We start from the raw sequence: 23,523 nt of genomic DNA on the forward strand, positions 1-23,523 counted from the left end.
GTTTCAGATATCTGACCGGCGGAGCACCGTAATTACTCTGCCTTTTATCTCCTTGTCCTTCACAGCTCCAAAATACCGACTGTCTTTTGCATTTCCCCGTTGATCTCCCAGAATAAAATATTCTCCGCTATTCAGCGTCAGTGGATAGACCGTGTCACTTTCGTATTGCGGTGTATTATAGAAAATATCATTTTCCACAATCTTACTTCCATTGATCTTTACCTTTTCGTCCTCTGTAATCTCTACTGTATCGCCGCCGGCTGCGATCACTCTGCCCACATATTTCTCTCCTGCTTTCTGAAGAACCACCACATCCCCGCTTTTCGGTTTTTCCAGTCGATAATAAAAGAGCAGATCTCCCGCACTGATGCGTGGCGACATGTCATTGTTTTTCATGGTTGTAATCCCAAACAACAGCCCGAATAAAACCCACAGAAACACCAGAAGAAATGCAAGACGAATCAGAAAAAGATGAATCTCTCCTTTTAATTTCATGAATCTGTTTCTTTCCTCTTTCTTCGAAGAAACAGAAAAACTGCTCCTCCTGTTATGCCTATTGTTTCTATCAGGATTGTAGGAAGCACCCTGTTCTCTACTCCTGTCGGAACAACCATAAGCGGTTGATACTGATTCGTATAAGTTACTGTTGCCGTCTGCTCCTTCGTTATATCAATTCGTGCTGTCATCCCCTCTGCCTGACTTTCCTGTCCCACGAGATAAAAGGTATGCTCCAGCCTATAGTTATTCTGTTCCTGAGCAATCTCCGTCACTGTATATTCCCCAGGTTCAACCGCCTGGAGCGATGCACTCCACTGACCATTTTGCGGAAGCTTCACTTCTTCGATCACTTCTTCTCCCCGTTTTATCTGAAATGTAAAGGACTCGTCCGGAATCTGACTTGCTGCAATTCCTTCCACCTGCTTTGTGATTATCAGATTACCTGTTTTGGCCGGTGGGTTTGGGAGATCCTTTCCAAAAGAAATGTTATCGAGCAGGTTTCCATTTGACAGATTTCCATTTGCTGCCGCTACTGCCACAAAATAAAATCGAGTAACATATTGCCCTGCCGGAACTGTATAATCTCCATAGTGATAAGTCCATTTCCCAGTTTTATCTGACAATACCGCCTGCACATCAGGATTACTCTGATCAAATCCAGATCCTGCCGGATTCCAATCAGAACTCATTGATTTCGTATCACTGATGATAACCGCCATCGTGTCTGTTCCCCAGCGTCCGGCATGTTCCAATCCCCAGTGAAGAACTGTCCCCGGTTCTGTCAAAACATCCTGATAAAGAGCCCCTGGTTCCTCACAGTTTAATTCTGCGAACTGATTTCCCTGTGCCGCACTGCTGATGTTATAAACCGGTTTTGGATCATTAACCGTATTTCCATAATAACTTCGGCTTCCATCTGCAATCTCGATATAATAATCTCTCTGAGTTCCAGAGCCAAAATATGCACCTTTCGCTGTTGTTTTCCAATATAAATCATTCGTTCCATTTGCTACCTGGATAAAATGTGCATTCTTATAAGTCAGTGTTCCTGTATCAGATACTTTTGGCGTCTCAAAACTTCCATTCTGAAGCTTGTCATAATAATTCACCTTGTATTCGGAAGAATAAACTGTCACCGCCTCATTTACTGTCACTTTCACACGAAATGTCTTCTGTGCACCATCTCTTGCAACTTCATAGGATTGCTTTCTACTATCCACAGTCGCTGTATCCTCAATGTCTTTCCATTGACCGTTTTCACTTACCTGCCACTGATAAGCAATCTGATCTGATTCTGTTGTTCCACTAACATCTGCTGTCAGAGAACCTTTTGTAAGAATCTCATCTTTAAGAGCAACTGAAATTTTCTCTGAATCGGTACTTTTCCCTTCCTCTGTTACTACTCCAGACTCAGGGGGAGATTCTTTTGCGTCTGGTTTCTGCATTTCTGATCGGGAAGTCTCTTCCGCATCTGTTTCTTCCGGGAGCACGGTACAATCTGTTCCCTCTGTAGTTTGTACAGCCTCAACTTGTACACCTTCTGCCAGTACCTGAACCCCCATCAACGACAGCATCATCAGTACCGCCATCAGAAATGCAAAATGTCTTCTCAGCTTTCTTCGCATTTTGCCCTCTCCTGTCTTAAATTGAATTGTTACCTTTCAGGAAGTACTGTCGATATATTTTATATCTGCCCTCCTGTCTAATATATGTATGACGCTGGATTTCTGATTATGACTTGAAAGAGATAAAATTAGATTTCTTTAAGATTTTTTACATTTTTTAAAATTTTCTCTTGCAAAGACCATTTAAATATGATAATATATTTTTCGTCGATAAGACAAGGAAATATTCCTCCTTAGCTCAGTCGGTAGAGCATTCGGCTGTTAACCGAAGTGTCGTTGGTTCAAGTCCAACAGGGGGAGCTATGAAGAACATCTCACAGATTTCGCGCTGTGGGATGTTTTTTTGTTGCGTATCCGCCACATAATTAAAGACAGACTGTAGTACTTTCGTGCAAGCACGAGGTAGCACAGTTTGTCTTTAATTGCCTGGCTCTGTACGTATAACAAAGAATGTGCCTTGCACATTCTTGCGCCTGCGGCGGTCGCTTGCGACATCTACATTGTACGCCGCAGTGCGCATCCTTAGCGGAGCGTTTTTAATATATTAGGAAAGTACTTTCCTAATATATTAAAAAACGGACTGTGCAACGCACAATCCGTAATCCTAGTGGAGAATACGAGAGTCGAACTCGTGACCTCCTGCTTGCAAGGCAGGCGCTCTCCCAACTGAGCTAATCCCCCATATGTATGTCCTCAACAGAACTTCTATATGATATCATGGCTTATTGAGAGTGTCAACCCTATTTTTAATATTTTTCTTTTATTTTTCCTACCGGAATCCAAGTAACCAGATCAACAGCGGATTATGGTTGTACAAAAACGTCAAGATCGCGCTCTGCTCAACCATCGCATAACATGTTGTTCCAATCTCTGTCGTATAAATCAGAGTCAGCACAAGGAATGCGATCCATACGATAATAAATCCCAGACCAATTCCAAGCACTCCTCCCGCCAGATGATTAATCGCACCAAGTAACGGAAGTTCACCAATAATATTCACCGCATACATCAATGCGCTTACAAGAATGATCGCAATCAAAAATGTCACAAGAAATGACACAACATTGAGGAGCATTCGTGAAATATAGGCCGCAACATATTCTGGGAAAGTTGTAACATCCAGTTCTTCATAAATCGCAGTATTATTATTTTCCAGCAATGCATCTTTCAAAAACTGTGGCAGCATTGAATTCTCAATCTCACGGATCTGTGTATCCTTTGGAAGATCTCCGACCACTTTCAGGATATCCTGTGCAGTTATCCCCAGTTTGTCCCATCCAGATTCGCTTAATGATTTAATCTGGTCTACCGTTAAATTCTCCAGAGGTGTTCCACTGAGATTCGCTTTCAACAGATCATCTGCTGAAATCTCTGGCATAAATGCTTCCACTATCTTCTTCTCCAGTACGTCCTGCGCCGGTGTATGCTTCATCAGCGCATCCGACACGTATGGGGAAAGGAATGACACCAGTACCAGTGTCAATATTGTTGACAGAAGGGATAAACCAATTCTGAGAAATCCCTTCACAAAGCCGGCAATCATGCAGACTAAAAACACAATCCCGACTGCAAGTAACAACCAATTCTCCATATATCTCTCCTATTTTGTCAAATAAACAATTCGCAGTTCATTATCACTCATCACATAGTATCTGTTCAGGCCAAATGCATCAAAGATTTCCTGCGCATCTGCTCCCAGGTCTCCCTTAAACTTCAGGATTCCTGTCGTTGTATAAATACAGCACTTACTTCCATCATACAGAATGATATTGTCTCCATCCATCTTTACATGACTATAATCTCCCTGTATCTCTTTACTGAACACAGTATCTCCTGATTGATTATACATTCTCAACTCATACCCTGACTTCTCCTGATTAAGCAGGACAAATCCAAAATAAGAATCCGAATGGAAAACACTTTTTATCTCTTGATTCACTTTCACTTCTTTTGTCTGCTTTGGAGTATCTTTTCCTGTATAAATCTCAAATCCATTATCTCCAACTGCAACAGATCTGTCATTTCCCATAAAGAAAATCTCGCCGATCAGCATATCTTCATAAGTATCTGCTGTCACTTTGTTATCTGCCTTCTCTTTGCCGGCAGTATCAAAATTATAATATCCGATCCTGCTCTGCACCTGTGTTCCTTTGGTATAAAGATAAGAAACTGCCAGAACCTTTCCATCATCAGACAAATCCAATGCGATCGGATATCCTGTATTTCCAATCGTAATCTGCTGCTCTACCAGAATATTTCCTGCCGCATCATAGGATATGATTTTCGGTGAAGTCTCATCTTTTAAAATTGCACTGACAATTCCCTGATTCGATACTGCGATTCTCTCGATCGGTAATGTCGTCTGAATCTCACCTTTCAACCCATTTTTTGTAAATACAAGAATACTGTTGCCTCCGCTGTCAGCAACCGCAAACACATCGTCTTTCACAACTATCACCGGTGTCTGAAGCTGTGTTGGCTGAATCCACTTTTCCTCATTCTTCTTATTTAGAAATACCACACCGTCATGATTATAACGCACAATTCCATCTGCAAACTGAACGTAATTATTCGTGTCCGAAAGGTCTTTCGCGTAACTGTCTGCCTTGCGGACTGTGCCATAAGTCTTACTATCTAAAAGGAGGTATGTTCCGCAGATTGCCATCGCAATCAGGATGATATAGGTAAGAAGTTCTTTTCTTCTCCGACGTTTGATCCTTCTTTCCCTTTGTCTCAGCGCTTTTCTATCATCCTGCGTTTTTACCACCTGTAAATTCGACATTTTCTTTCGCGCCATATTGCTCCCCTTATCGTTTGTCCAGTGCACCTTTTTCTGTTGATACACTTTTAGCTTTCACTTGTCTTTCACAGTATAACACGGATTTATGGCAATATCAATTTTTGTCCAATATAGATCAGGTTCCCATTCTGCAATCCATTCATCCGGCTGATCGCATCTACATGATTAACATCTCCATACATTTTTTTACTGATAATTGCAAGGGTATCTCCTTTTTCCACCACATAAATACCATCATTTTCATCTGCTGCAACGGCAGTCCCGGAAACCGGAACACTTTCTGTATTCTTATCTTCCGTCTGTTCTTCCCCTTCATTTTCTTCCGTTATCTCTGCGGATTCCTTTTCTGTATCTGCTGCTTCCTGATTTTTCTCCACAGTAGCTGCTGCTCCACTCGTTTCTTTCACATCAGGTGAGGATGTTTGCTTTTCCCCCTCGGCAACCACATTTATCTTATTCTGGAGGGATTTCATTTTGCTGAAATTATTCATCATAGAAACACCCATCACGATCAGGACCAGTACAAGGCATGTACTGATTCCATACATCAGACTGCCTGTCCTTCGTTCTCTTTTCTGACCGCCCCGTTCACGTACCAGAGAACGAAAGCTTTGTGCAGCCGTATCTTCCACATTTTCTGTCTGAACTGCCCCATTTTTTTTTCGACTTGCAATCATATAATTCTGCATGCACGGATTCTTCTCGTAATAAGTATAATGTCCTCCAATTTCCATCAGATCTCCCAGCTTATGTACAAAAAATACATCTTCCTGGTTTGTCGAATCTTTCATAACAAGAACGGTATTTTTCTTTGGAAATAATTTTTTATGCAGCTTTACGTTGATAGAACCCGGAGCCAGCTGTAAATCATGCTCTGTCACAAACCAGCCTATGATTTCTCCTTCTTCAAAATACTGGCTGCATTCTTCACAACCACATTTCCATATCTTGTCATTGATCAGGTATTCACCGCCCTCCTTTTTTAACTCTTTTATTTTTATCGCACCATAAATATAAATATATTCTTCATTGTCCTGCTTCTGCATTTCACCAATCAGAAAGGCTCCTTCTGGTTGTTTTTCTTTCTCGCTTTTTTCACTTAACTGAAGAAAAAAAGTATCTACATAATCTTCCACATAGATTTTTGGACTATCACTCACATTTCCTATCTGACGCACATTTTTTGGAATCTGTCTCTCCATTTTATACTCACCTTTCTATCACTTTTATTTAATTTCCCGGGGATTGCCCTTAACATAGCACAAGGAAATCGGGAGATTTTATCAATTAGTGTCAGGTAAGTTCGACAAATATTACTTTTCGTGCACGGCATTTTCTTAATATCTCCAAACATCAAAAAACGCTCCGGTACTCTCTGATTGCAGATATTCTGTAAACAGAAAGCGCGAAGCGTTCTTTTTATTTTAAATTATAATTTTACTTTCGAAAATCCGATTATTTTGCAAATGCTTTGATTTTCTCGTAGATGCTGTCTGTATCAAGACCATACTTCTTCAGAAGCTCAAGTGCCGGACCAGACTCACCGAATGTATCATTCACACCGATCTTCATAACCTGTGTCGGAGCTTTCTCTGAAAGTACATCACATACAGCACTTCCAAGTCCGCCGATAACGGAATGCTCTTCAACTGTAACAACTTTTCCTGTCTCTTTTGCAGCTGCTACAACAAGTTCCTCATCGAGAGGTTTGATCGTATGAATGTTGATCACTTTCGCATCAATTCCGTCTGCAGCAAGCTTCTCAGCTGCTTCCAGACAGTTACTTACAGGAAGTCCTGTTGCGATGATCGTCAGGTCTTTTCCTTCTCTTAACACAACACCTTTTCCAAGCTCAAACTTGTAGTCCGGTCTGTCATTGATCACCGGCACTGCGAGACGTCCAAATCTCAGATATACCGGTCCCTGATGCTCGTAAGCAGCACGTACAGCTGCTCTTGCTTCTACATCATCAGCTGGGTTAATTACAACCATTCCCGGAATTGTACGCATCAAAGCGATATCCTCATTACACTGATGTGTTGCTCCATCTTCTCCTACAGAGATTCCGGCATGTGTTGCACCAATCTTTACATTCAGGTGTGGATATCCAACAGAGTTTCTTACCTGCTCAAATGCACGTCCTGCTGCGAACATTGCGAAAGAACTTGCAAATGGCACTTTTCCTGTTGTTGCAAGACCTGCTGCAACACCGATCATATTAGACTCAGCAATACCACAATCGATAAAACGATCCGGATGTGCTTTCTTGAATACACCTGTCTTTGTAGCTGCTGCCAGATCGGCATCAAGTACTACAACGTTATCATGTTCTGTTCCGAGTTCAGCCAAAGCATTACCGTAGCTGTCTCTTGTTGCGATCTTCTTTACTTCTGACATAATGCTTCACCTGCTTTCTCTAATTCTTCCATTGCAATCTTGTACTCTTCATCGTTCGGAGCTTTTCCGTGCCATCCTACCTGGTTCTCCATGAAGGATACACCTTTTCCTTTTACTGTCTTAGCAATAATAGCTGTCGGCTGTCCTTTGACTGTCTTTGCTTCTTTGAATGCAGCATCGATCTGATCAAAGTCATTTCCATCAATATTGATTACATGGAAATTAAATGCCTCAAACTTCTTATCGATCGGGTACGGAGAGTTGACTTCTGTAATTGCTCCGTCAATCTGAAGATTGTTATTATCAACGATAACAACGAGATTATCCAGTTTTCTATGCGCTGCCAGCATGGAAGCCTCCCATACCTGACCTTCCTGGATCTCACCGTCTCCGAGCAGTGTGTATACTCTGTAGTCTGCATTGTCAAGCTTTCCTGCGATTGCCATACCTACAGCTGCTGAAATTCCCTGTCCCAGAGATCCTGAAGACATATCAACACCTGGAATGTGTTTCATGTCCGGATGTCCCTGCAGATAAGATCCTGTATGACGAAGTGTCACGAGATCTTCCTTCGGGAAGAATCCTTTCTGCGCAAGTGTAGAATATAATCCCGGAGCTGTGTGTCCTTTAGAAAGAACGAAACGGTCGCGATCCGCTTTCTTTGGATCTTTCGGGTCTACGTTCATCTCTTCAAAATAAAGGTATGTAAAAATCTCTGTTGCTGAGAGAGATCCACCTGGATGTCCGGCCTTTGCGCTATGCAGTGCTGTTACAATCCCTTTCCGGATCTCATTCGCAGTTTTCATAAGCTCTAACTTGTTCATGATATCTCCTTTTTAATTTCCATTCTGATTCCATTTTCAGTCTTAACGTTATTTCCCGGATTACTCACCAAAAACAGCAATATAATCCTTTTTAAACTTCTCGATACCTGCATCTGTCAGTGGGTGATGTGTCATCTGCTCGATTACCTTATAAGGTACTGTTGCAATATCTGCTCCTGCCAGTGCACATTCTGTTACATGGATTGGATTACGTACACTTGCTGCGATAATCTCTGTCTCAATTCCTGCTACTTCGAACATCTCTACGATCTCTGCAATGAGGTCAACTCCCTTTGTAGAAATGTCATCCAGACGTCCAAGGAACGGAGAAACATAAGTAGCTCCTGCTCTTGCTGCAAGAAGTGCCTGGTTTGCTGTGAAGATCAGAGTTACATTTGTCTTGATTCCCTCTGCTGTAAGAACTTTAACAGCCTTCAGGCCTTCTACTGTCATAGGAATCTTAACTACCATGTTCGGATGGATCTTTGCAATCTCACGTCCTTCTGCGATCATGCCTTCTGCATCTGTTGTTGTAGCCTTAACCTCTCCACTGATTGGTCCGTCTACGATAGATGCGATCTCAGCGATAACTTCTTCAAAAACACGTCCTTCTTTTGCAATCAGAGACGGGTTTGTTGTAACTCCGCAGATCACTCCCATGTCATTTGCTTTCTTGATATCCTCTACATTAGCCGTGTCGATAAAAAATTTCATTTTTAAGTCCTCCTATACATGAATCTTCCTCTTACCACTGATACAACTCACTGTTTTTCCAGCAGTAATTCGTTTGTTTATGAGCTGATTATATAGCTTCCAAAACCTGAGGTCAACTGTCTGAAAAATTATTAATAGTCATTTTTCACTTAATAATCCGACATATTAACCGTTTTTATTAATATTAGTTAATATCAATCGTTTTTATTCTGTATAAAAATCTTTATTTTAAAGGCTTTATCAACATTTTCTAAAATCAGAATCGTTTGTTTTTGTTGTTTTTATTAGTAATAATTTTATTATTTTTTATTAATTTTAAATAATATAACGTCTATACATCAACTATTTTGTCTTCGCATAAGACGTTGTTCCACGAACCACGATCTGTGGCTCATATTCCACATGATAAATACTGACCGGTTCAAATTCCGTATACTTCCAGTCCCTTGAACTGATCTTTTTCATGATGATATCACAGGCATCCATTCCTTTGTGAACTACAAAATGCTCGATCGTTGTAAGTGACACTTTCTTAACTTTGGAAAATAAAGTATTATCACATCCCATAACCGAGACATCTCCGGGAACTTTATACTTCATATCCTGGAGTGCATCCATAATCCCAAATGCGATCATATCATTCAGCCCCACGATTGCAGTGAGATCTTTTTCTGTCCGGAGCAGTTCTTTTGTCAGATCATATCCGATGCGGTACTCTGAATCGATTCCCGGAACATTCCGGTCAAATTCTTCATCTGCTTCTTTTACAATCACCTGATCGCCATATCCGGCTTTTCTGAATTCATCCAGAAAACCTTCTACCCGGCGGAATCTCTGCTTCTGTCTTGCAGTTAATGGCGGTGTAATGTATGCCACATGCTGATGCCCCAGCTCCAGAAGATGTCTGCCCATTAATCTTCCAAGCTTTGTATTATCCAACTCCACTGCATCTACATCCAAATGCTTCTCCTGATTATTGATCACAACAACCGGAATCCTTTCAGACATTTCTTTGAGCTGTCCGAGAAAGCATTTCCCCGGATTGCACATATAGATAATTCCCTGTGCATTCAGAGTCGAGATCATTTTCAGATAACGCTCTTCCAGTTTTAAATCTCTCTGTGTATTACAGACAAAGATTCCGAACCCCTGCTCTGTTGCCCTTGATTCAATTCCTTGCAAAAGCATTACATAGTATGGGTTTGTCAGGTTCGGGCTGATGACAACGAGCAGTTTTTCTCGTCGCTCTCCACGCTGTGTTCTACGTTTCGGAAGTTCATACCCCAGTTCTTCCGCCGCTGCCTCCACTTTCTGGATTACTTCTTTTGAAAAAGAGACGTTATACTTCTTATTGAGTACCATCGAGACCGTTGCCTGTGAAACTCCCGCGCGCTTTGCCACATCTGAAGATGTAACTTTTTTCTTCGCCATAGCCAGTCCCTCCTGCCGGTGTCTCAAATGCTTTTACAATTCTGTTCTTCCTTCCAATGCCCGAAGCAGTGTTACCTCATCAATATATTCCAGATCACCACCAACCGGAACACCACTGGCAATCCTACTCACCTTGATTCCGACCGGTTTGATAAGTTTACTGATATACATTGCTGTTGTCTCGCCTTCCAGACTGGAATTCGTCGCAATAATCACTTCATCCACATCTCCCTGCAGACGCTCCATCAATTCTTTCAGACGGATATCCCCGGGACCGATTCCAAGCATTGGAGAAATTGCTCCATGAAGTACATGATAGACTCCGTTGTACTTTCCAGTCTTCTCATACGCTGCCAGATCACGCGGTGTCTCCACTACCATGATTGTCTTATGATCTCTGTCCGGATTGCTGCAGATTGGGCAGATATCCTTATCCGTCAACGTACAGCACTCCTTACAGTAACGGACATTCTTGCGGGCATCTACGATCGCATTCGCAAGTCCTTCTACCTGCTCTACCGGCATATTGATCACATGAAATGCAAGTCTTTGTGCTGATTTATTCCCGATTCCCGGAAGTCTCGAGAACTCCTCGATCAGACGGCTGATCTGATTACTGTAGTAATCCATTAGAACATTCCGCCTCCAAGACCGCCAAATCCGCCTGTCATCTTAGATACTGCTGCATTTGTCTCCTGCTCAACCTGACGCAGTGCTTCATTTGTCGCTGCTACGATCAGGTCTTCCAGCATCTCAATGTCGTCCGGATCTACAACTTCTTCTGCAAGTTTTACTTTTGTTACTTCTCTTTTGCCGGATACAGTTACTTCTACTGCTCCGCCGCCTGCAGCTGCTGTGAACTCTTTTGTCTCAAGTTCTTTCTGCTGCTCTTCCATCTGACGCTGCATCTTCTGTGCCTGCTTCATCAGATTCGCCATATTTCCCGGCATTCCGCCGCCTGGAAATCCTCCACGCTTTGCCATGTCTAATCCTCCACTGTTATTTCCATATTTATTTTCTGTTCTATGTCCACAAATGTATCCTCAAAGTGTCTGCCCTCTTCTACATGACGGACATCTACCTCGACTTTCTTTCCAATCTTCTCTTCAATGAGCTGTTCAAGTTCCTGCACATGATCTTCTCTGCCAACCATATCTGCCGACATAGCATCTGGCAGTACAATCAGCAAACGATTGTCACCACCAAGACTCAGTCTTGCTTTTTTAAGAAAGCCTCTGATCATACCTGACGCTTCATCTGCGATAGAACGGAAATTCTTCACCACTTCCTGCACATCCTCCGGAATTGCATTCGGCAGCTCCGGTTTCGCCTTCCTGCTTCCCGCAACGCCTGATCCGGATAATGACGCATCATCTCCATTCACGTAAACAACTCGCTGCGGCATATCTGCGGCTGCAGCAAGTCCTTTCTCTACTTTGTCTTCTACCGCACGGATTCTGTCCAGAAGTGCATCCTGACCAGTCTCCATCGCCGGAGTACAAAGCTTGATCAGTGCAACTTCCAGAAGTACTCTCTTCTGCGTCGCATACTTCAGCTGACCGGAAAGTTCTGAGAATATACGGATATAACGCAACAGCATATCAAGTTCGATCATCTTTGATTCTTCCTTGAGCTGCAGCATATTTTCCGTAGACACATCCAGCACGTCCTCTATATTATCAGAAGTTTTAACCAAAAGCAAATTTCTCAGATACCATGTAAAATCTGCGGCCAGCTGGGTCAGTTCACGTCCCTGCATAACCAGATCTTCCACGATATCAAGAACTCCGGCAACATCTCTTTCCAATACTTTCCGAAGCAGGCGGCTGAACACATCCGTATCCACCGCACCAAGTACTTCAAGCACATGATCATACGTCAGCTTCTGCCCCAGATAAAATGCAATACACTGATCCAGCAGACTGAGTGCATCACGCATAGATCCGTCTGCCGCCTTTGCGATATAGCGAAGTGCTTTTTCTTCCACTTCTACCTGTTCTGTCTGCATCAGATCACGCATACGGTCTGTAATTGTCTCAATGCTGATTCTCTTGAAATCATAGTGCTGACATCTGGAAAGAATCGTAATTGGGATTTTATGCACTTCTGTCGTCGCCAGAATAAAAATAACATACTCCGGCGGCTCCTCAAGTGTCTTAAGCAATGCGTTAAATGCTCCGATGGAAAGCATATGCACCTCGTCAATAATGTATACTTTATACTTACCTTCTGTCGGTCGATATGTCACTTCCTCCCGGATCTCACGGATATTATCAACACCATTGTTCGATGCAGCATCGATCTCGATCACATTCATTGAAGTGCCGGCAGCGATAGATTTACACATCTCACACTCTCCGCATGGACTTCCATTTACCGGGTGCTCACAGTTTACTGCCTTCGCAAATATTTTCGCAACCGTTGTCTTTCCGGTTCCTCGCGTTCCACAAAACAGATACGCATGTCCGATCCTATTCGCCTTAATCTGGTTCTGAAGCGTTGTAACAATATGATCCTGTCCTTTTACATCTTCGAATTCAGAAGGACGGAACTTTCTGTATAGCGCCGTATATGACATGAATTACACCTCGTCTCCGAAGCTGATACCGATTGTTCTCGCTTCTTTGATCAGACCACAGTTCGGATCAACATATTTCAGCTTTCCTGCAACCTCTTCCAACGGAACTTTCACTGTCTCACCATTTCTCATGGCTACCATATATCCGTATTCTTCATTCAGGATCAATTCTGCTGCCTTCGCTCCGACTCTTGTTGCAAATACACGGTCATAAGCACAAGGTGTGCCACCTCTCTGTGTATGTCCAGGAACTGTGATACGAACTTCCTTGTCTGTCTCTTTTTCAATCTGTTCTGCCAGTTCGTAAGCGATAGAAGGATATTTTCTGTTTGCCAGCTTCTCTTTGTATTCTTTCTTTTTCAGTTTTGCATCTTCTTTGGAAATCGCACCCTCTGCAACAGCAAGGATTGTAAATCTCTTACCTGCCTGTGTACGTTTGTCGATCACATTCTTGATTGCTTTAATATCATATGGGATCTCCGGAAGAAGAATTATGTCTGCTCCGCCTGCAATTCCGGCATGCAGAGTTACATGACCTACTTTGTGACCCATAACCTCGATAATAAATACACGGCTGTGGGAAGTTGCTGTCGTATGGATTCTGTCAATCGTATCTGTTGCGATATCAACTGCACTCTGGAATCCAAATGTCATGTCTGTTCCCCACAGATCGTTATCGATCGTCTTCGGCAGTGTCACTACATTGAGTCCTTCCTCACGAAGAAGATTTGCTGTCTTATGAGTTCCATTTCCTCCAAGAATAACGAGACAATCCAGATGAAGCTTATGATATGTGTGCTTCATTGCCTCCACCTTGTCTATTCCATCCTTATCCGGCACACGCATCAGTTTGAACGGCTGACGGGATGTACCAAGAATTGTTCCACCCTGTGTCAGAATTCCCGAGAAATCCTTTGATGTCAACATATTGAAATCCGAATAGATCAGACCTTTGTATCCATCTTTAAATCCATAGATTTCTACATCTTTGCGCTTGTTGCAAATTCCTTTTACAACACCGCGCATTGCTGCGTTAAGTGCCTGGCAGTCTCCACCGCTGGTCAACATTCCTATTCTTAACATAGCAACTCCTCCTATTACTCTTTGCACCTGTCTTAATCAGTTACTTTCTTTTCTTGTTTATAAGCCCTAAAAAAGCAGTTGGTTCTTCTTTCCCTGCCGCCATTCCTGATATTCCATGACCGGCGGCTACCAACTGCTTTTTATTATACCTTATTTACAAATGCTGCTCAAGAAATTTTAGTTTTCGTTATGTTAAAAATTCTTCCAGAATCTGACGAATCGCCGCTTCTCTTTCTGCATTTCTTCCTGAATCTCGCTCCGAATCTCTATCTACGTCTCTCTCTGAATTTCCTTTCGGATTCCTTGCCGGCTCTACCGATCTTGCTTCTCCCTCGATATTGATCGGCAGCTCCGTCCTCTCTGCTTTTGTTTTATTTCCATTCTGTACGTTGTCTTCTCTGTGAATCTCTCTTTCCCCTTTCTTTTCTTCCCACTCCTGCTTTCCGGTATTCTCTGCAGCGATCACATTCAATTCTTCTCTATCCGTAGTCCGCTGTCTCTTTACGTGAAATGCACAATTATTCTCAAGATAATCCACCATATACATCCTGACAGCATTAAGCTTGTACTGTTCGTCCGAAAGATGACTGATAACAAAAAGGAGTACCATCTCCGCTAATCCTGTTTCTATATATTGATACGCCGCATCTGAAAATCCATAAGTAATATAACATTCGAATGCACCAAGAGCTGCAAGAATTCCAACAAACCACACCGTCAGCAATTCCATCTGTCTCCAGGTATGAATCCCAAACAAAAATCCTCTATATTCATAAATATATTTCTCCACAAATGCATTCGTATTCTCTACACTGTCATGCACCATACATGCATGTTCGTATTTTGCTCTTACGAGTTTTATCAGTCGGTGTGTACTCTTGGACATATTCCCCGCCGCCTTTAGCATCTGATTCAATGTCTGCTGATTCACTGCTTTTGCCAGCACTCCGATCATGCCCAGAAGCGCCATCAGGTAATAGATGACTCTTGTGTTCACTGCCAGTTCTCTTAACATAGCAACCCCTCCTGGTTTTAAAAATATTGCGCGTAACTGTTCGGGCCTTCCCTTCGTTACGTTTGTAGATATTATAAACCTGATTTTATATTCTGTCCGCATAAATCGTTCTACAGATTTCTACAGCAAAAATCAAAATTGTCGTATTGAGGAAAATTATGCTGAAAGATGTGAAAAGAAAAATTGTTTTTTTATATTCGATTTGCTATAATTCAAAAGGTAACTAAAAGATCTAAAAATTTAAAAGAAAGGATATCTAGATATGGATTATAGAACAAAAGGTGTCTGTTCTCAGAGCATTCACTTTGATATCGAAAATAACAAGATTCATAATGTTTCCTTCGTTGGTGGATGTAACGGTAACCTGCAGGGAATTTCCCATCTGGTTGAAGGAATGGATGTAGATGAGGCCATCTCACGCCTGGAAGGAATCCAGTGTGGATTCAAGAAAACTTCCTGCCCGGACCAGCTTGCTCAGGCACTGAAAGAAGCAACAGGAAAATAATTTAAAAAATGGCAAACTAATAGGGAAGGATCGCTACTCTTGATTCAATCCTTCCCTTCTGCCCTACTAGTCCATGGACTGATTAACAGCCGCTTATGGTGATTATATGCTCATTTATTCAATTGTGGTGTATCAAGGAACAAGGCTCTCACTTTTATCTATTAGAATCTAATTTGTGAGTATCCGAGCGAACCACCGCGCAGCGGCTGTTAGGCCAGCCCACGGACTGCATCTTCTGCCGTTGGTGTGGGAGAAAGATGCCTATGGGACTAAGATTCCGTCGGTGTAGGAAAATGTTTCTTCATCTGGTGATCCTGCCATACGTACAATGTGAGAAGCATGAACTCGATAGTAATATCCTCTGTCAACTTGAATCGACTTAGATGTTGCTACATAATAATCATTCTCCACTTTCTTGGAAAATGCATCTATTTGATCCCATTTACCATCTTTCTCATTATATTGATCTACATAAACAATAACTGCCAACGCATCTACTGTATGATCCGCTGTTGTCGCACCATATGTATAAATACGTTTTGTTCCGCTTTTCGTTATTGAACACTGACCATCCATCAAATGCTTTCCACGTTCATTATTAGGTGTATAACCTGTAGATGAGTCTGCTGATATCAAATATGATCCATCTACTGACTTTGGAGCACTGTCATCTGCCTTAACATTTGTCAAAGATACTCCTGCTACACAGCAGAAAACCATAACACTTGTTATAACTGATACAATTTTTTTACTTATCATAAGACTATCTTCCCCCTCTTTTTATTATCGTCTTCTGATAAGTAAACAACTGAGAGTTAAAAAACTTACGCGTTTTTTACATAAAAAATAAATTTTTTATGATTTCATCTAATTCTTCTCTTTTTAATTTTCCTTTAATTTGATATTGAATACCCTTGTATTCAAAATCTGCTGTATATCTTCTTTGTTCCGAACCTTTAATCGAATACTCTTTCACCGAAATATTATGCCCATTCGTTGTAATCTCATATTCATCTATTAAATCATCTACTGATTTTTCACCAAAAGAAGAATCTTTTGAATTAGTATACATCGAATATCTTATTACTTCTTTTCCATACTCATAAAATAAAACCACTTTTCTTTGGTCTTTATCTACTGTATATCTAATAAATCTCATTCCTTTTGGTTTATATTCAATTTTTACCAAAGCTGTACCAATTACCTTAGTAATTTCTTTATCAGCTTCCAACTCATCAACATCCTCTGATTCTTTTGTTTCCATATTCTCCACATTGATGATATTAGAATTCTCATCCCCATTATCTCGTTCCCACAGAACTTTCCAATACGACTTACTCCCCACACTGGTCATCACACTTCCGCACACCAGAATCAGCACTGCTGCCAGTGCTCCTATTACAAGCTTGCTTTTCTTCTTTTTGCGGACGACTTTTTTATGCCTCTTGTCGTATTCGTAATCCTGAATCTTATTGAAAAGCTCTTTTTCCATCTCATCAGACACTTTAATGTCATCCAGAGATCTGTCCTTACGGACTTTCTTTTCAATCTGTTCAGCTTCTTTTTTCATTTCATTTTCCAATGATAATTTTTTCAGTTTTTTCATTTTCTTCACCTTATTCTCTCCAGTTTGTGTGTCCCGTTTTTCTTGACATTTTTTCAAATAAGGGTAATATGATGCTATAAGGCTAGTGTTCCCAATTTACTTCGAACAGTAGCACTCTACACTAAATCTGGAGGTTAATTTATGAAGCGAATTATATTGACCGGCGGCGGTACTGCCGGACATGTCACTCCGAATATAGCCCTGATTCCAAAGCTTAGAGAATTAGGCTATGATATTCAATACATAGGTTCTTACAATGGAATTGAAAAGGAACTGATTGAACCTTTTGGAATTCCATATCATGGAATTTCTTCTGGAAAGCTGCGCCGTTATTTCAGTCTGCAGAATTTCACAGATCCATTCCGTGTGATCAAAGGCTTTGGTGAAGCCCGTAAGTTAATCAAAGGCTTAAAGCCTGATGTTATTTTTTCTAAAGGCGGATTTGTTTCGGTTCCAGTTGTTCTTGCTGGAAAGCGATGCAAAGTTCCGGTCATTATTCATGAGTCTGATATGACACCTGGCCTGGCAAATAAACTGGCAATTCCATCTGCTGTTAAAGTCTGCTGTAACTTCCCGGAGACGTTAGATGCTCTTCCGGAGGGAAAAGCAGTTCTTACCGGTTCTCCGATTCGTCAGGAACTTCTTACTGGTGATAAGGATGCTGCCAGAAAGATGTGTGGCTTTACAGATGAAAAACCTGTCATTCTCGTAATCGGCGGAAGTCTTGGTGCTGTAGCTGTCAACGAGGCGGTACGTGCTGCCCTTCCTGAACTGCTGAAACAGTTCCAGATCATCCATCTCTGCGGAAAAGGAAAGGTTGATCATTCTCTGAAAGAAATCAAAGGCTACTGTCAGTTTGAATATATCAAAAACGAACTGCGTGATCTCTTTGCTCTTGCAGATGTTGTTATCTCACGTGCCGGTGCGAATGCAATCTGTGAACTGCTTGCTCTTAGAAAACCGAATCTTCTGATTCCGCTTTCTGCCCGTGCAAGTCGTGGCGATCAGATTCTTAACGCACATTCTTTCGAACGTCAAGGATTCAGTCTTGTAATCGAGGAAGAACAGCTTACGAATACAACGCTTTTGGATGCAGTTCATAACCTGTACGAAAACCGTGAGCAGTTCATAAATGCAATGCACAATTCTGGGCAGCAGGATCCGATTGCTACTATTATCGGCCTCATTGAAGAAGCTGCCACAAAATAATGTAGTTCATCTACCGGCAACACTCTTCATAAAACTACAGTATTCAAAAAGATACCGGGAAACTATCGGCACCACTGTTCCTTATATACTTTTCTTTGTACATTGAACAGTAAACATTTGGTTTTGCTCTTAGTCTTCCCGGTTCATTTCTTCGTACTCCGTTCCGTACTTTTTCTTAATCCATTTCTTTGCTCTGTGCAGAAGACTATGAAGCACTTCGAGTCGAATGCCCATTAATTCTGCTGCTTTTGCCTGAGGCATCTCCATGTAATATACAAGAACAATAGCATCGTACCATCTTTCATTCTTTTCCATCAAATTGGTGAAAATCTTTTCATGAAGCTCTAACCTTTGTTTCTGAAGCTCATCTTCCAGAAACTGTTCCTCAGCACTGTTTACCTGTGCTTCATTTTTCTCGGTATCCTCTTCACTGTCCCAATTCTCATCAATCTCGAAGATCTCCCTGCTATGCTTTTTCCTGTAATTTAATGCCGCATTTTTTGCCGTTGTAAACAGCCATGAAGAAATATTTTTCTTCTTCATGCTGTCATATCCCATATACAGTTTCAGAAAAGTGTCTTGAGTAATATCTTCCGCTGCATTATAACTGCCTGAATAAGTATATGCCGCTTTTAGAATGAGATTTTTATATTGTTCATAAATCTCATTGAATTCGCGATTTTCTGTTAACATATCTTCTCCAGTACTATTTTAATTTTTCAAGTATCTCTTTCTTATCTTCTTCTGTAAGTTCTCCCATATGCCATCCGAGACCTACATTGTCATTCTTATATCTTGGGATTAAATGCATATGGAAATGAAATACCGTCTGTCCAGCTGCCTCTTCGTTGTTCTGAACGATATTATAACCATCACATCCAAGTACATCTGTCATCTTTGTAATCATCTTTTTTGCCAGACAGATTGCTTTTGAAGCTGTTGCCTCGTCAATATCATACAGATTGCGGTAATGATTCTTCGGAAGGATCAGCGCATGTCCTTTTGATGCCGGTCCAAGATCCAGAATTACTCTGAACTCCTCATCCTCATACAATGTTGCTGATGGAATCTCTCCATTTGCTATTTTACAGAAAATACAATTATCATCTCTCATGATCTTTCCTCTTTCCATTTTATTTTATCTGTAGTATAGACCATTTTTCAGAAAAAGAGAATACATTTTTCAGACAACAGGTCGAAAAAGGTCGAAAATAGTCGAATGATTTTTATTGAATGCTGTTTTCGGTGGTGCTACACTCTTACCAAACTCAAGAAAATCTAACTATTAGGAGTAAGTATTATGTTAACAAATATCGATCTTGAAAAAATGAACCACCTGATGGAAACAAACAAAGATGCAAAAGAGATTATCACACAGCTTCTGAAGAACCATGACGCTGCTGTTGCTACAATTGCACATGAGATTCGCAATCCTATGACTGTTCTTTATTCTTCTATGCAATTAATGAGCTCTCTTTATGCTGAAACTGCTAAAGGTTCCTGTGTCTGGGAAGAATGCATGGATGGCGCCAGACATATGTGTGATTTGCTGGATGATCTGACAGAACTCAACAACGGAAACCAATTAAACCGTGCTTCCTTTCCTCTTGGACATGTTCTTCGCAACTCTGCTGTTCTGTTCGCCATGTCTCTCAACTTTGAAAAATCAAAGATTGAGATGACTTCCAGTATTGATAAGAATATAAAAAGGTTCAATGGTGATCGCACCAAATTAGAGGAAGTCTTCTTAAACATACTTACAAATGCCAAAGACGCTCTTGCCGATTGTAAGTATGCCCCACGTCTGCAGTTTCGCGCAAAGAAGCTTGACAACAAAATTCTGATTCAATGTCAGGATAACGGCTGTGGTATTCCGACTGAAATTGTTGATAAGCTTTATGAACCATTCTTTACGACCAAAGAAAACGGTACCGGTCTTGGTCTCGCAGTTTCCAAAAGAATCATTGAAGCACATAATGGAACGATCGACATTACATCTGACCATACCAATGGAACAATCGTATCGATCACACTTCCTGCGTAAAATATCAGATATCGTTAATATCAGATACCGTTAGGATCTTTTGATTTTTTCTTCGATAGGTTAGCAGCGCTGTCAGGAAACCGCAAATCAATCCGCCTACGTGAGCCAGATTATCTACGCCTGTACTGGTAAATCCAAAATAGAGACTCAGTACAACCATAATCAGCATGCCTCTTCCTGACAGTGTTCCCAGCCTTCCCCTGTTCGCAAATACAATCCAAAGCAACCCTCCCATTAGTCCGAAAATTGCTCCCGATGCCCCGGCAGATACAATCTGTCTGTCGTGCATGGTATTCCAGTACAAAGACAGCAGATTACCACCTATTCCACTGATAAAATAACAGAGCAGAAACCGAATTTTACCGGCCTCTTTTTCAAAAATCGATCCAAGTGCCCACAAAAGCACCATGTTATTTAATAAATGTGAGATTCCAAAATGCAGAAAAAGACTGGTAAACAGCCGATAGTATTCCTGATTTTCTATAATATACGGTTCATACATTGCTCCATGCTGCAACATAAAATAACCATCCTCAGTCCGTCCGATCATAGTAAGAACAATAAACACCAGAATATTGATTCCTATCAACGTGATCGTCATTATTTCTTTTGGTCTCTCTTTCATTCTTTCTGACTCCCTTTTGACTTCTATGATATGTTTTTGAATCTGCGTATACTATACCACATCCCATATATCATTCATAGTCATCGGCTTCTGTTATCAGATCTTCCCATTCTCCCCATTTTCCAGACTTAAAGCGTTTTGCAAATTTCTTGATCGGACCATATCTCTTTTCTTCCATCACTGCATAATTCTCTCTCGCCTTGTTATAATAGCTGTTTTCCTGTACCTCAATGTTTTGATTTTCTTCCATTTCTCTTCTGTCTTTTTCTCTCTTACTTTCTTCTCTGATCTTCTCTTCTTTGGACTTTTCTTCCCTGTTTTTTGCTTCTTCCTCATACTGCTGCAGTATGCTTTCCAGATCATACGTTTCTTTTAGCGTTTCTTTGTGAAGCATGCAGGCAAGTTGAATACTCTCCAAATCCTGATAATCAACTTTCCTTACAAAATACTCCGTCAGCTCATGATAAGACACCTGCCAGGTCTTCTCATTCTCTGGAAAAAAACAGAAAAAATAGTTTTCATTCTTTTCAAAAATATATTTTTCTGAAAGCATCAGATAATTTGGTTCTAACATATAATCTTTCATTTTTTCCATAACACTGAGAAATTGTCTTGTCAGTTTTAATATCTCTTCTGCTCTGATATCTTTATTTTTATAATACGTTTTCAACGACTGTGAATGTCCTGTATGATAATAATATCTACTTGCACCTTCCATTCCACACCCACTTACTCTCAATAATCCGGGAATCCGATTATTCTTAAGCATCCGCATCTGATAATTCTCCCGATACGGTTGTACGCTGTCTATTATGATTTCAGATTCTGCCACTCTGCTCTGCTGATTTGTCTTTTTTTCTTCCATCTGATTTTCTTCTCCCTTCACTTTTTCAGCTTTACAGAAATCTATTTTTTCCATCTGACTTTTTCTTCTGGTTTCACCTTCGTTGCACGTTGTATCAGATGAATCTTCATTCGTCCTTTTGATGCAAAAACTTCTACCTCTATTTTCTTCCCTGATAGATCAACTCTGGTTGTTATATTTTCCAGAAAAATCAATTTTCCACTCGTCCTTTCTCGGAAAAAAGCATCCAGATCTGCGTCTTCTATCTTTTTCCTGTCCATTTCAACTCCTGTCACAGCCGTTTCCGCTGCCGCTGCGTTTAAAATTGCCTTATCATGAAAGTAAAAAATGATCGTGATGAGCAGAAAAAATAGAATTAAGCAAAAAGGAATAAGGTAAGACATCTCTACCACTGTACTTCCTTTCACGTATTTTTTCGTATATTTTTCAGTAAACTCCACCAATCATGCCTCCCAGATAAGCAACTGTCAGAAATGGAATAAATGGAAATGAATTTTTTCTTGTATACTTCTTTCGTGCAATCATAATTCCTCCGTAAACAGATGCGATCAGAAATGCAGCAAACAGAATCCAAAGAAGATTCCATCCCCCAGATAAAATTCCAAGGATCAAAATTAATATGCTATCTCCGTAACCAAATGACTCTTGTGTGAACCAACTAAAAAAAAGAAATACACCTCCACACAATCCACCGGCTACCATCATCCTGAGTTCTCCTTTGCTGCATAGTACCTGACATAAAACTGCAATCGCAAGCAAAATCAAAAGACTTCTTACACTTACTTTCTTCCAACGAATATCTATCACAGACAAAATCAACAGATACACTGCTATAACAGCTTGAAAAAACATCCATAGATTTTCCCTTCCATTTTGCCCGAATACATTCATTATTTTGCACATTTAGAACATCCTCCTCTTCCTGCTACTTCGCTTTTATGAACTGCACGTATTGTTCTCTTCAGAGAACTGCAATTCAATGAGTTGTGATACCGGTTTCCATAACTGGTAATATATACACCATTCATTGCCTGTCCATAAACACATTGCTCACATTTATGGTATTTTCCTCCACCTTCATTTCTCATATTTTTTAATTCTGAATATTGAACATATTGAATAGATAATTGAAGATAGCTGCACTGATAATCTGAATGCCATACTGTTCCTTTTTCTGTGATATAGACAATCTGTCCGTCTTCATTTCCCTTTCTATCTTTTTGATAACCATTCCATGCACTGACTTTAAACTCATCTTTCAACTTCACCGAAGGACTTTTCATTAATGGAACCGGAATCTTTATCTTGTACTCGATAACAACATTTATCTCTTCTGTTCCCGGAATCCAATAAGACTTCCAGCAACTGATAGCTGATGTACCACCATTCAGAATACTTCTCTCAATTCTTTCTTCTCCAATCAGATTCACCAAATCTGATTTTAATTGAATTGTATTCAATACAGGAAGGACAGCCGTTGACTCTGCTGCCTGTTTGGCTGCATCACTTCCTGCTGCATGGATGCAGCCTCGTATACTCTGGATTTCAATTAAAAAAATCAAACTTAATACTGCAAACATAAAGAGGGGAACTGCAAATGCAGCTTCTATTGTTACACTTGCTCTTACCCCCGGTGCAGATGCCCTTTCTCTTGTTGGACTGGTATTTTTTACCTGTTTATTTGACATCGCAGCTTTTCCTTTC

26 protein-coding genes and 2 tRNA genes are annotated in these 23,523 nt (G+C 40.8%); 4 read left to right on the plus strand and 24 right to left on the minus strand.

The window, feature by feature from the left end; all coding sequences use genetic code 11:
- Positions 1-3: 3 nt before the first annotated feature.
- Both lepB and LI126_RS10830 read right to left on the minus strand, forming a co-directional pair.
- Entirely contained in the window at positions 4-495 is a 492-nt protein-coding gene (lepB, locus tag LI126_RS10825) for a signal peptidase I (protein WP_055171249.1), read from the minus strand.
- Positions 492-2,123 (minus strand): DUF5979 domain-containing protein, encoded by a 1,632-nt coding sequence (locus LI126_RS10830; protein WP_227165378.1) that lies wholly within the window; start codon positions 2,121-2,123, stop codon positions 492-494. The genes lepB and LI126_RS10830 overlap by 4 nt, the downstream gene beginning before the upstream one ends.
- Positions 2,124-2,350: 227 nt before the next feature.
- On the opposite strand from LI126_RS10830, the gene LI126_RS10835 reads away from it, so the two are divergent.
- Positions 2,351-2,423: transfer RNA gene (locus LI126_RS10835), tRNA-Asn, on the plus strand.
- 308 nt (positions 2,424-2,731) lie between these two features.
- Here LI126_RS10835 and LI126_RS10840 read toward each other — a convergent pair.
- From LI126_RS10840 to LI126_RS10900, 13 genes are all read right to left on the minus strand, one after another.
- Positions 2,732-2,804: transfer RNA gene (locus tag LI126_RS10840), tRNA-Ala, on the minus strand.
- Between the two features lie 88 nt (positions 2,805-2,892).
- Entirely contained in the window at positions 2,893-3,714 is an 822-nt protein-coding gene (locus tag LI126_RS10845; RefSeq protein WP_055171253.1) for a CvpA family protein, read from the minus strand.
- A 9-nt stretch (positions 3,715-3,723) separates the two neighbouring features.
- Positions 3,724-4,920: a DUF5711 family protein gene (locus tag LI126_RS10850; RefSeq protein ID WP_055171255.1), complete on the minus strand. Its 1,197-nt coding sequence runs from the start codon at positions 4,918-4,920 to the stop codon at positions 3,724-3,726.
- 86 nt (positions 4,921-5,006) lie between these two features.
- Entirely contained in the window at positions 5,007-6,125 is a 1,119-nt protein-coding gene (locus LI126_RS10855; protein WP_055165956.1) for a LysM peptidoglycan-binding domain-containing protein, read from the minus strand.
- 253 nt (positions 6,126-6,378) lie between these two features.
- Entirely contained in the window at positions 6,379-7,320 is a 942-nt protein-coding gene (locus tag LI126_RS10860; RefSeq protein WP_020436972.1) for a transketolase family protein, read from the minus strand.
- On the minus strand, positions 7,308-8,144 hold the full coding sequence (locus LI126_RS10865) for a transketolase (protein WP_015527643.1): 837 nt from the start codon (positions 8,142-8,144) through the stop codon (positions 7,308-7,310). The genes LI126_RS10860 and LI126_RS10865 overlap by 13 nt, the downstream gene beginning before the upstream one ends.
- Positions 8,145-8,204: 60 nt before the next feature.
- Complete coding sequence (gene fsa / locus LI126_RS10870; protein WP_015527644.1) at positions 8,205-8,858, minus strand: fructose-6-phosphate aldolase; 654 nt, start codon at positions 8,856-8,858, stop codon at positions 8,205-8,207.
- Positions 8,859-9,200: 342 nt separating this feature from the next.
- On the minus strand, positions 9,201-10,289 hold the full coding sequence (locus LI126_RS10875) for a LacI family DNA-binding transcriptional regulator (RefSeq protein ID WP_155203428.1): 1,089 nt from the start codon (positions 10,287-10,289) through the stop codon (positions 9,201-9,203).
- Positions 10,290-10,322: 33 nt separating this feature from the next.
- Positions 10,323-10,919 carry a recombination mediator RecR gene (gene recR, locus LI126_RS10880; protein ID WP_015527645.1) on the minus strand — a complete coding sequence of 199 codons (597 nt, stop codon included), beginning with the start codon at positions 10,917-10,919 and terminating at the stop codon, positions 10,323-10,325.
- The gene (locus LI126_RS10885) at positions 10,919-11,272 is read right to left on the minus strand and encodes a YbaB/EbfC family nucleoid-associated protein (protein WP_015527646.1); all 354 of its coding nucleotides are present in this window, start codon (positions 11,270-11,272) and stop codon (positions 10,919-10,921) included. Before LI126_RS10885 ends, recR begins: the two co-directional genes overlap by 1 nt.
- A 2-nt stretch (positions 11,273-11,274) precedes the next feature.
- Entirely contained in the window at positions 11,275-12,867 is a 1,593-nt protein-coding gene (gene dnaX, locus LI126_RS10890) for a DNA polymerase III subunit gamma/tau (protein WP_054753662.1), read from the minus strand.
- A gap of 3 nt (positions 12,868-12,870) precedes the next feature.
- Positions 12,871-13,950, minus strand: coding sequence for a 6-phosphofructokinase (locus tag LI126_RS10895; protein ID WP_015527648.1), 1,080 nt, complete (start codon positions 13,948-13,950; stop codon positions 12,871-12,873).
- A gap of 187 nt (positions 13,951-14,137) precedes the next feature.
- Positions 14,138-14,965, minus strand: a complete 828-nt coding sequence (locus LI126_RS10900; protein WP_055165945.1) for a hypothetical protein — start codon at positions 14,963-14,965, stop codon at positions 14,138-14,140.
- Between the two features lie 262 nt (positions 14,966-15,227).
- Here LI126_RS10900 and LI126_RS10905 point away from each other — a divergent pair, with 262 nt between their 5' ends.
- A complete protein-coding gene (locus LI126_RS10905; RefSeq protein WP_227165379.1) occupies positions 15,228-15,470 on the plus strand; it encodes a TIGR03905 family TSCPD domain-containing protein in 243 nt (80 codons plus the stop codon).
- Positions 15,471-15,731: 261 nt separating this feature from the next.
- Here the strand turns inward: LI126_RS10905 and LI126_RS10910 are convergent, their stop codons facing one another.
- Together LI126_RS10910 and LI126_RS10915 are read right to left on the minus strand one after the other, a co-directional pair.
- Positions 15,732-16,229, minus strand: a complete 498-nt coding sequence (locus LI126_RS10910; protein ID WP_227165380.1) for a DUF6147 family protein — start codon at positions 16,227-16,229, stop codon at positions 15,732-15,734.
- A 76-nt stretch (positions 16,230-16,305) separates the two neighbouring features.
- The gene (locus LI126_RS10915; RefSeq protein ID WP_227165405.1) at positions 16,306-17,076 is read right to left on the minus strand and encodes a DUF4367 domain-containing protein; all 771 of its coding nucleotides are present in this window, start codon (positions 17,074-17,076) and stop codon (positions 16,306-16,308) included.
- A gap of 141 nt (positions 17,077-17,217) precedes the next feature.
- Between LI126_RS10915 and LI126_RS10920 the strand changes: the two genes are divergently transcribed.
- Positions 17,218-18,285: an undecaprenyldiphospho-muramoylpentapeptide beta-N-acetylglucosaminyltransferase gene (locus LI126_RS10920; protein ID WP_227165381.1), complete on the plus strand. Its 1,068-nt coding sequence runs from the start codon at positions 17,218-17,220 to the stop codon at positions 18,283-18,285.
- A gap of 129 nt (positions 18,286-18,414) precedes the next feature.
- Here LI126_RS10920 and LI126_RS10925 read toward each other — a convergent pair whose 3' ends face one another.
- Together LI126_RS10925 and LI126_RS10930 are read right to left on the minus strand one after the other, a co-directional pair.
- Positions 18,415-18,978 carry an RNA polymerase sigma factor gene (locus LI126_RS10925; protein WP_055171266.1) on the minus strand — a complete coding sequence of 188 codons (564 nt, stop codon included), beginning with the start codon at positions 18,976-18,978 and terminating at the stop codon, positions 18,415-18,417.
- Positions 18,979-18,991: 13 nt separating this feature from the next.
- Positions 18,992-19,399: an HIT family protein gene (locus LI126_RS10930; RefSeq protein WP_020437067.1), complete on the minus strand. Its 408-nt coding sequence runs from the start codon at positions 19,397-19,399 to the stop codon at positions 18,992-18,994.
- Between the two features lie 186 nt (positions 19,400-19,585).
- Between LI126_RS10930 and LI126_RS10935 the strand changes: the two genes are divergently transcribed.
- Positions 19,586-20,329, plus strand: coding sequence for a sensor histidine kinase (locus LI126_RS10935; RefSeq protein WP_227165382.1), 744 nt, complete (start codon positions 19,586-19,588; stop codon positions 20,327-20,329).
- Between the two features lie 4 nt (positions 20,330-20,333).
- Here LI126_RS10935 and LI126_RS10940 read toward each other — a convergent pair whose 3' ends face one another.
- The 5 genes from LI126_RS10940 to LI126_RS10960 all read right to left on the minus strand — a co-directional run bounded on the left by LI126_RS10940 (position 20,334) and on the right by LI126_RS10960 (position 23,507).
- A complete protein-coding gene (locus tag LI126_RS10940; protein WP_055145135.1) occupies positions 20,334-20,954 on the minus strand; it encodes a rhomboid family intramembrane serine protease in 621 nt (206 codons plus the stop codon).
- A 70-nt stretch (positions 20,955-21,024) separates the two neighbouring features.
- Positions 21,025-21,873: a DUF6382 domain-containing protein gene (locus LI126_RS10945; RefSeq protein ID WP_227165383.1), complete on the minus strand. Its 849-nt coding sequence runs from the start codon at positions 21,871-21,873 to the stop codon at positions 21,025-21,027.
- Complete coding sequence (locus tag LI126_RS10950; protein ID WP_020437070.1) at positions 21,861-22,259, minus strand: TadE family protein; 399 nt, start codon at positions 22,257-22,259, stop codon at positions 21,861-21,863. Before LI126_RS10950 ends, LI126_RS10945 begins: the two co-directional genes overlap by 13 nt.
- The gene (locus tag LI126_RS10955) at positions 22,246-22,722 is read right to left on the minus strand and encodes a prepilin peptidase (RefSeq protein ID WP_055165931.1); all 477 of its coding nucleotides are present in this window, start codon (positions 22,720-22,722) and stop codon (positions 22,246-22,248) included. Before LI126_RS10955 ends, LI126_RS10950 begins: the two co-directional genes overlap by 14 nt.
- Positions 22,710-23,507, minus strand: a complete 798-nt coding sequence (locus LI126_RS10960; RefSeq protein ID WP_227165384.1) for a pilus assembly protein — start codon at positions 23,505-23,507, stop codon at positions 22,710-22,712. Before LI126_RS10960 ends, LI126_RS10955 begins: the two co-directional genes overlap by 13 nt.
- Positions 23,508-23,523 lie beyond the last annotated feature (16 nt).

The sequence above is a fragment of the Mediterraneibacter sp. 210702-DFI.5.30 genome, from assembly GCF_020560115.1.
In the GTDB taxonomy this organism is placed as follows: Bacteria; Bacillota; Clostridia; order Lachnospirales; family Lachnospiraceae; genus Mediterraneibacter; species Mediterraneibacter faecis.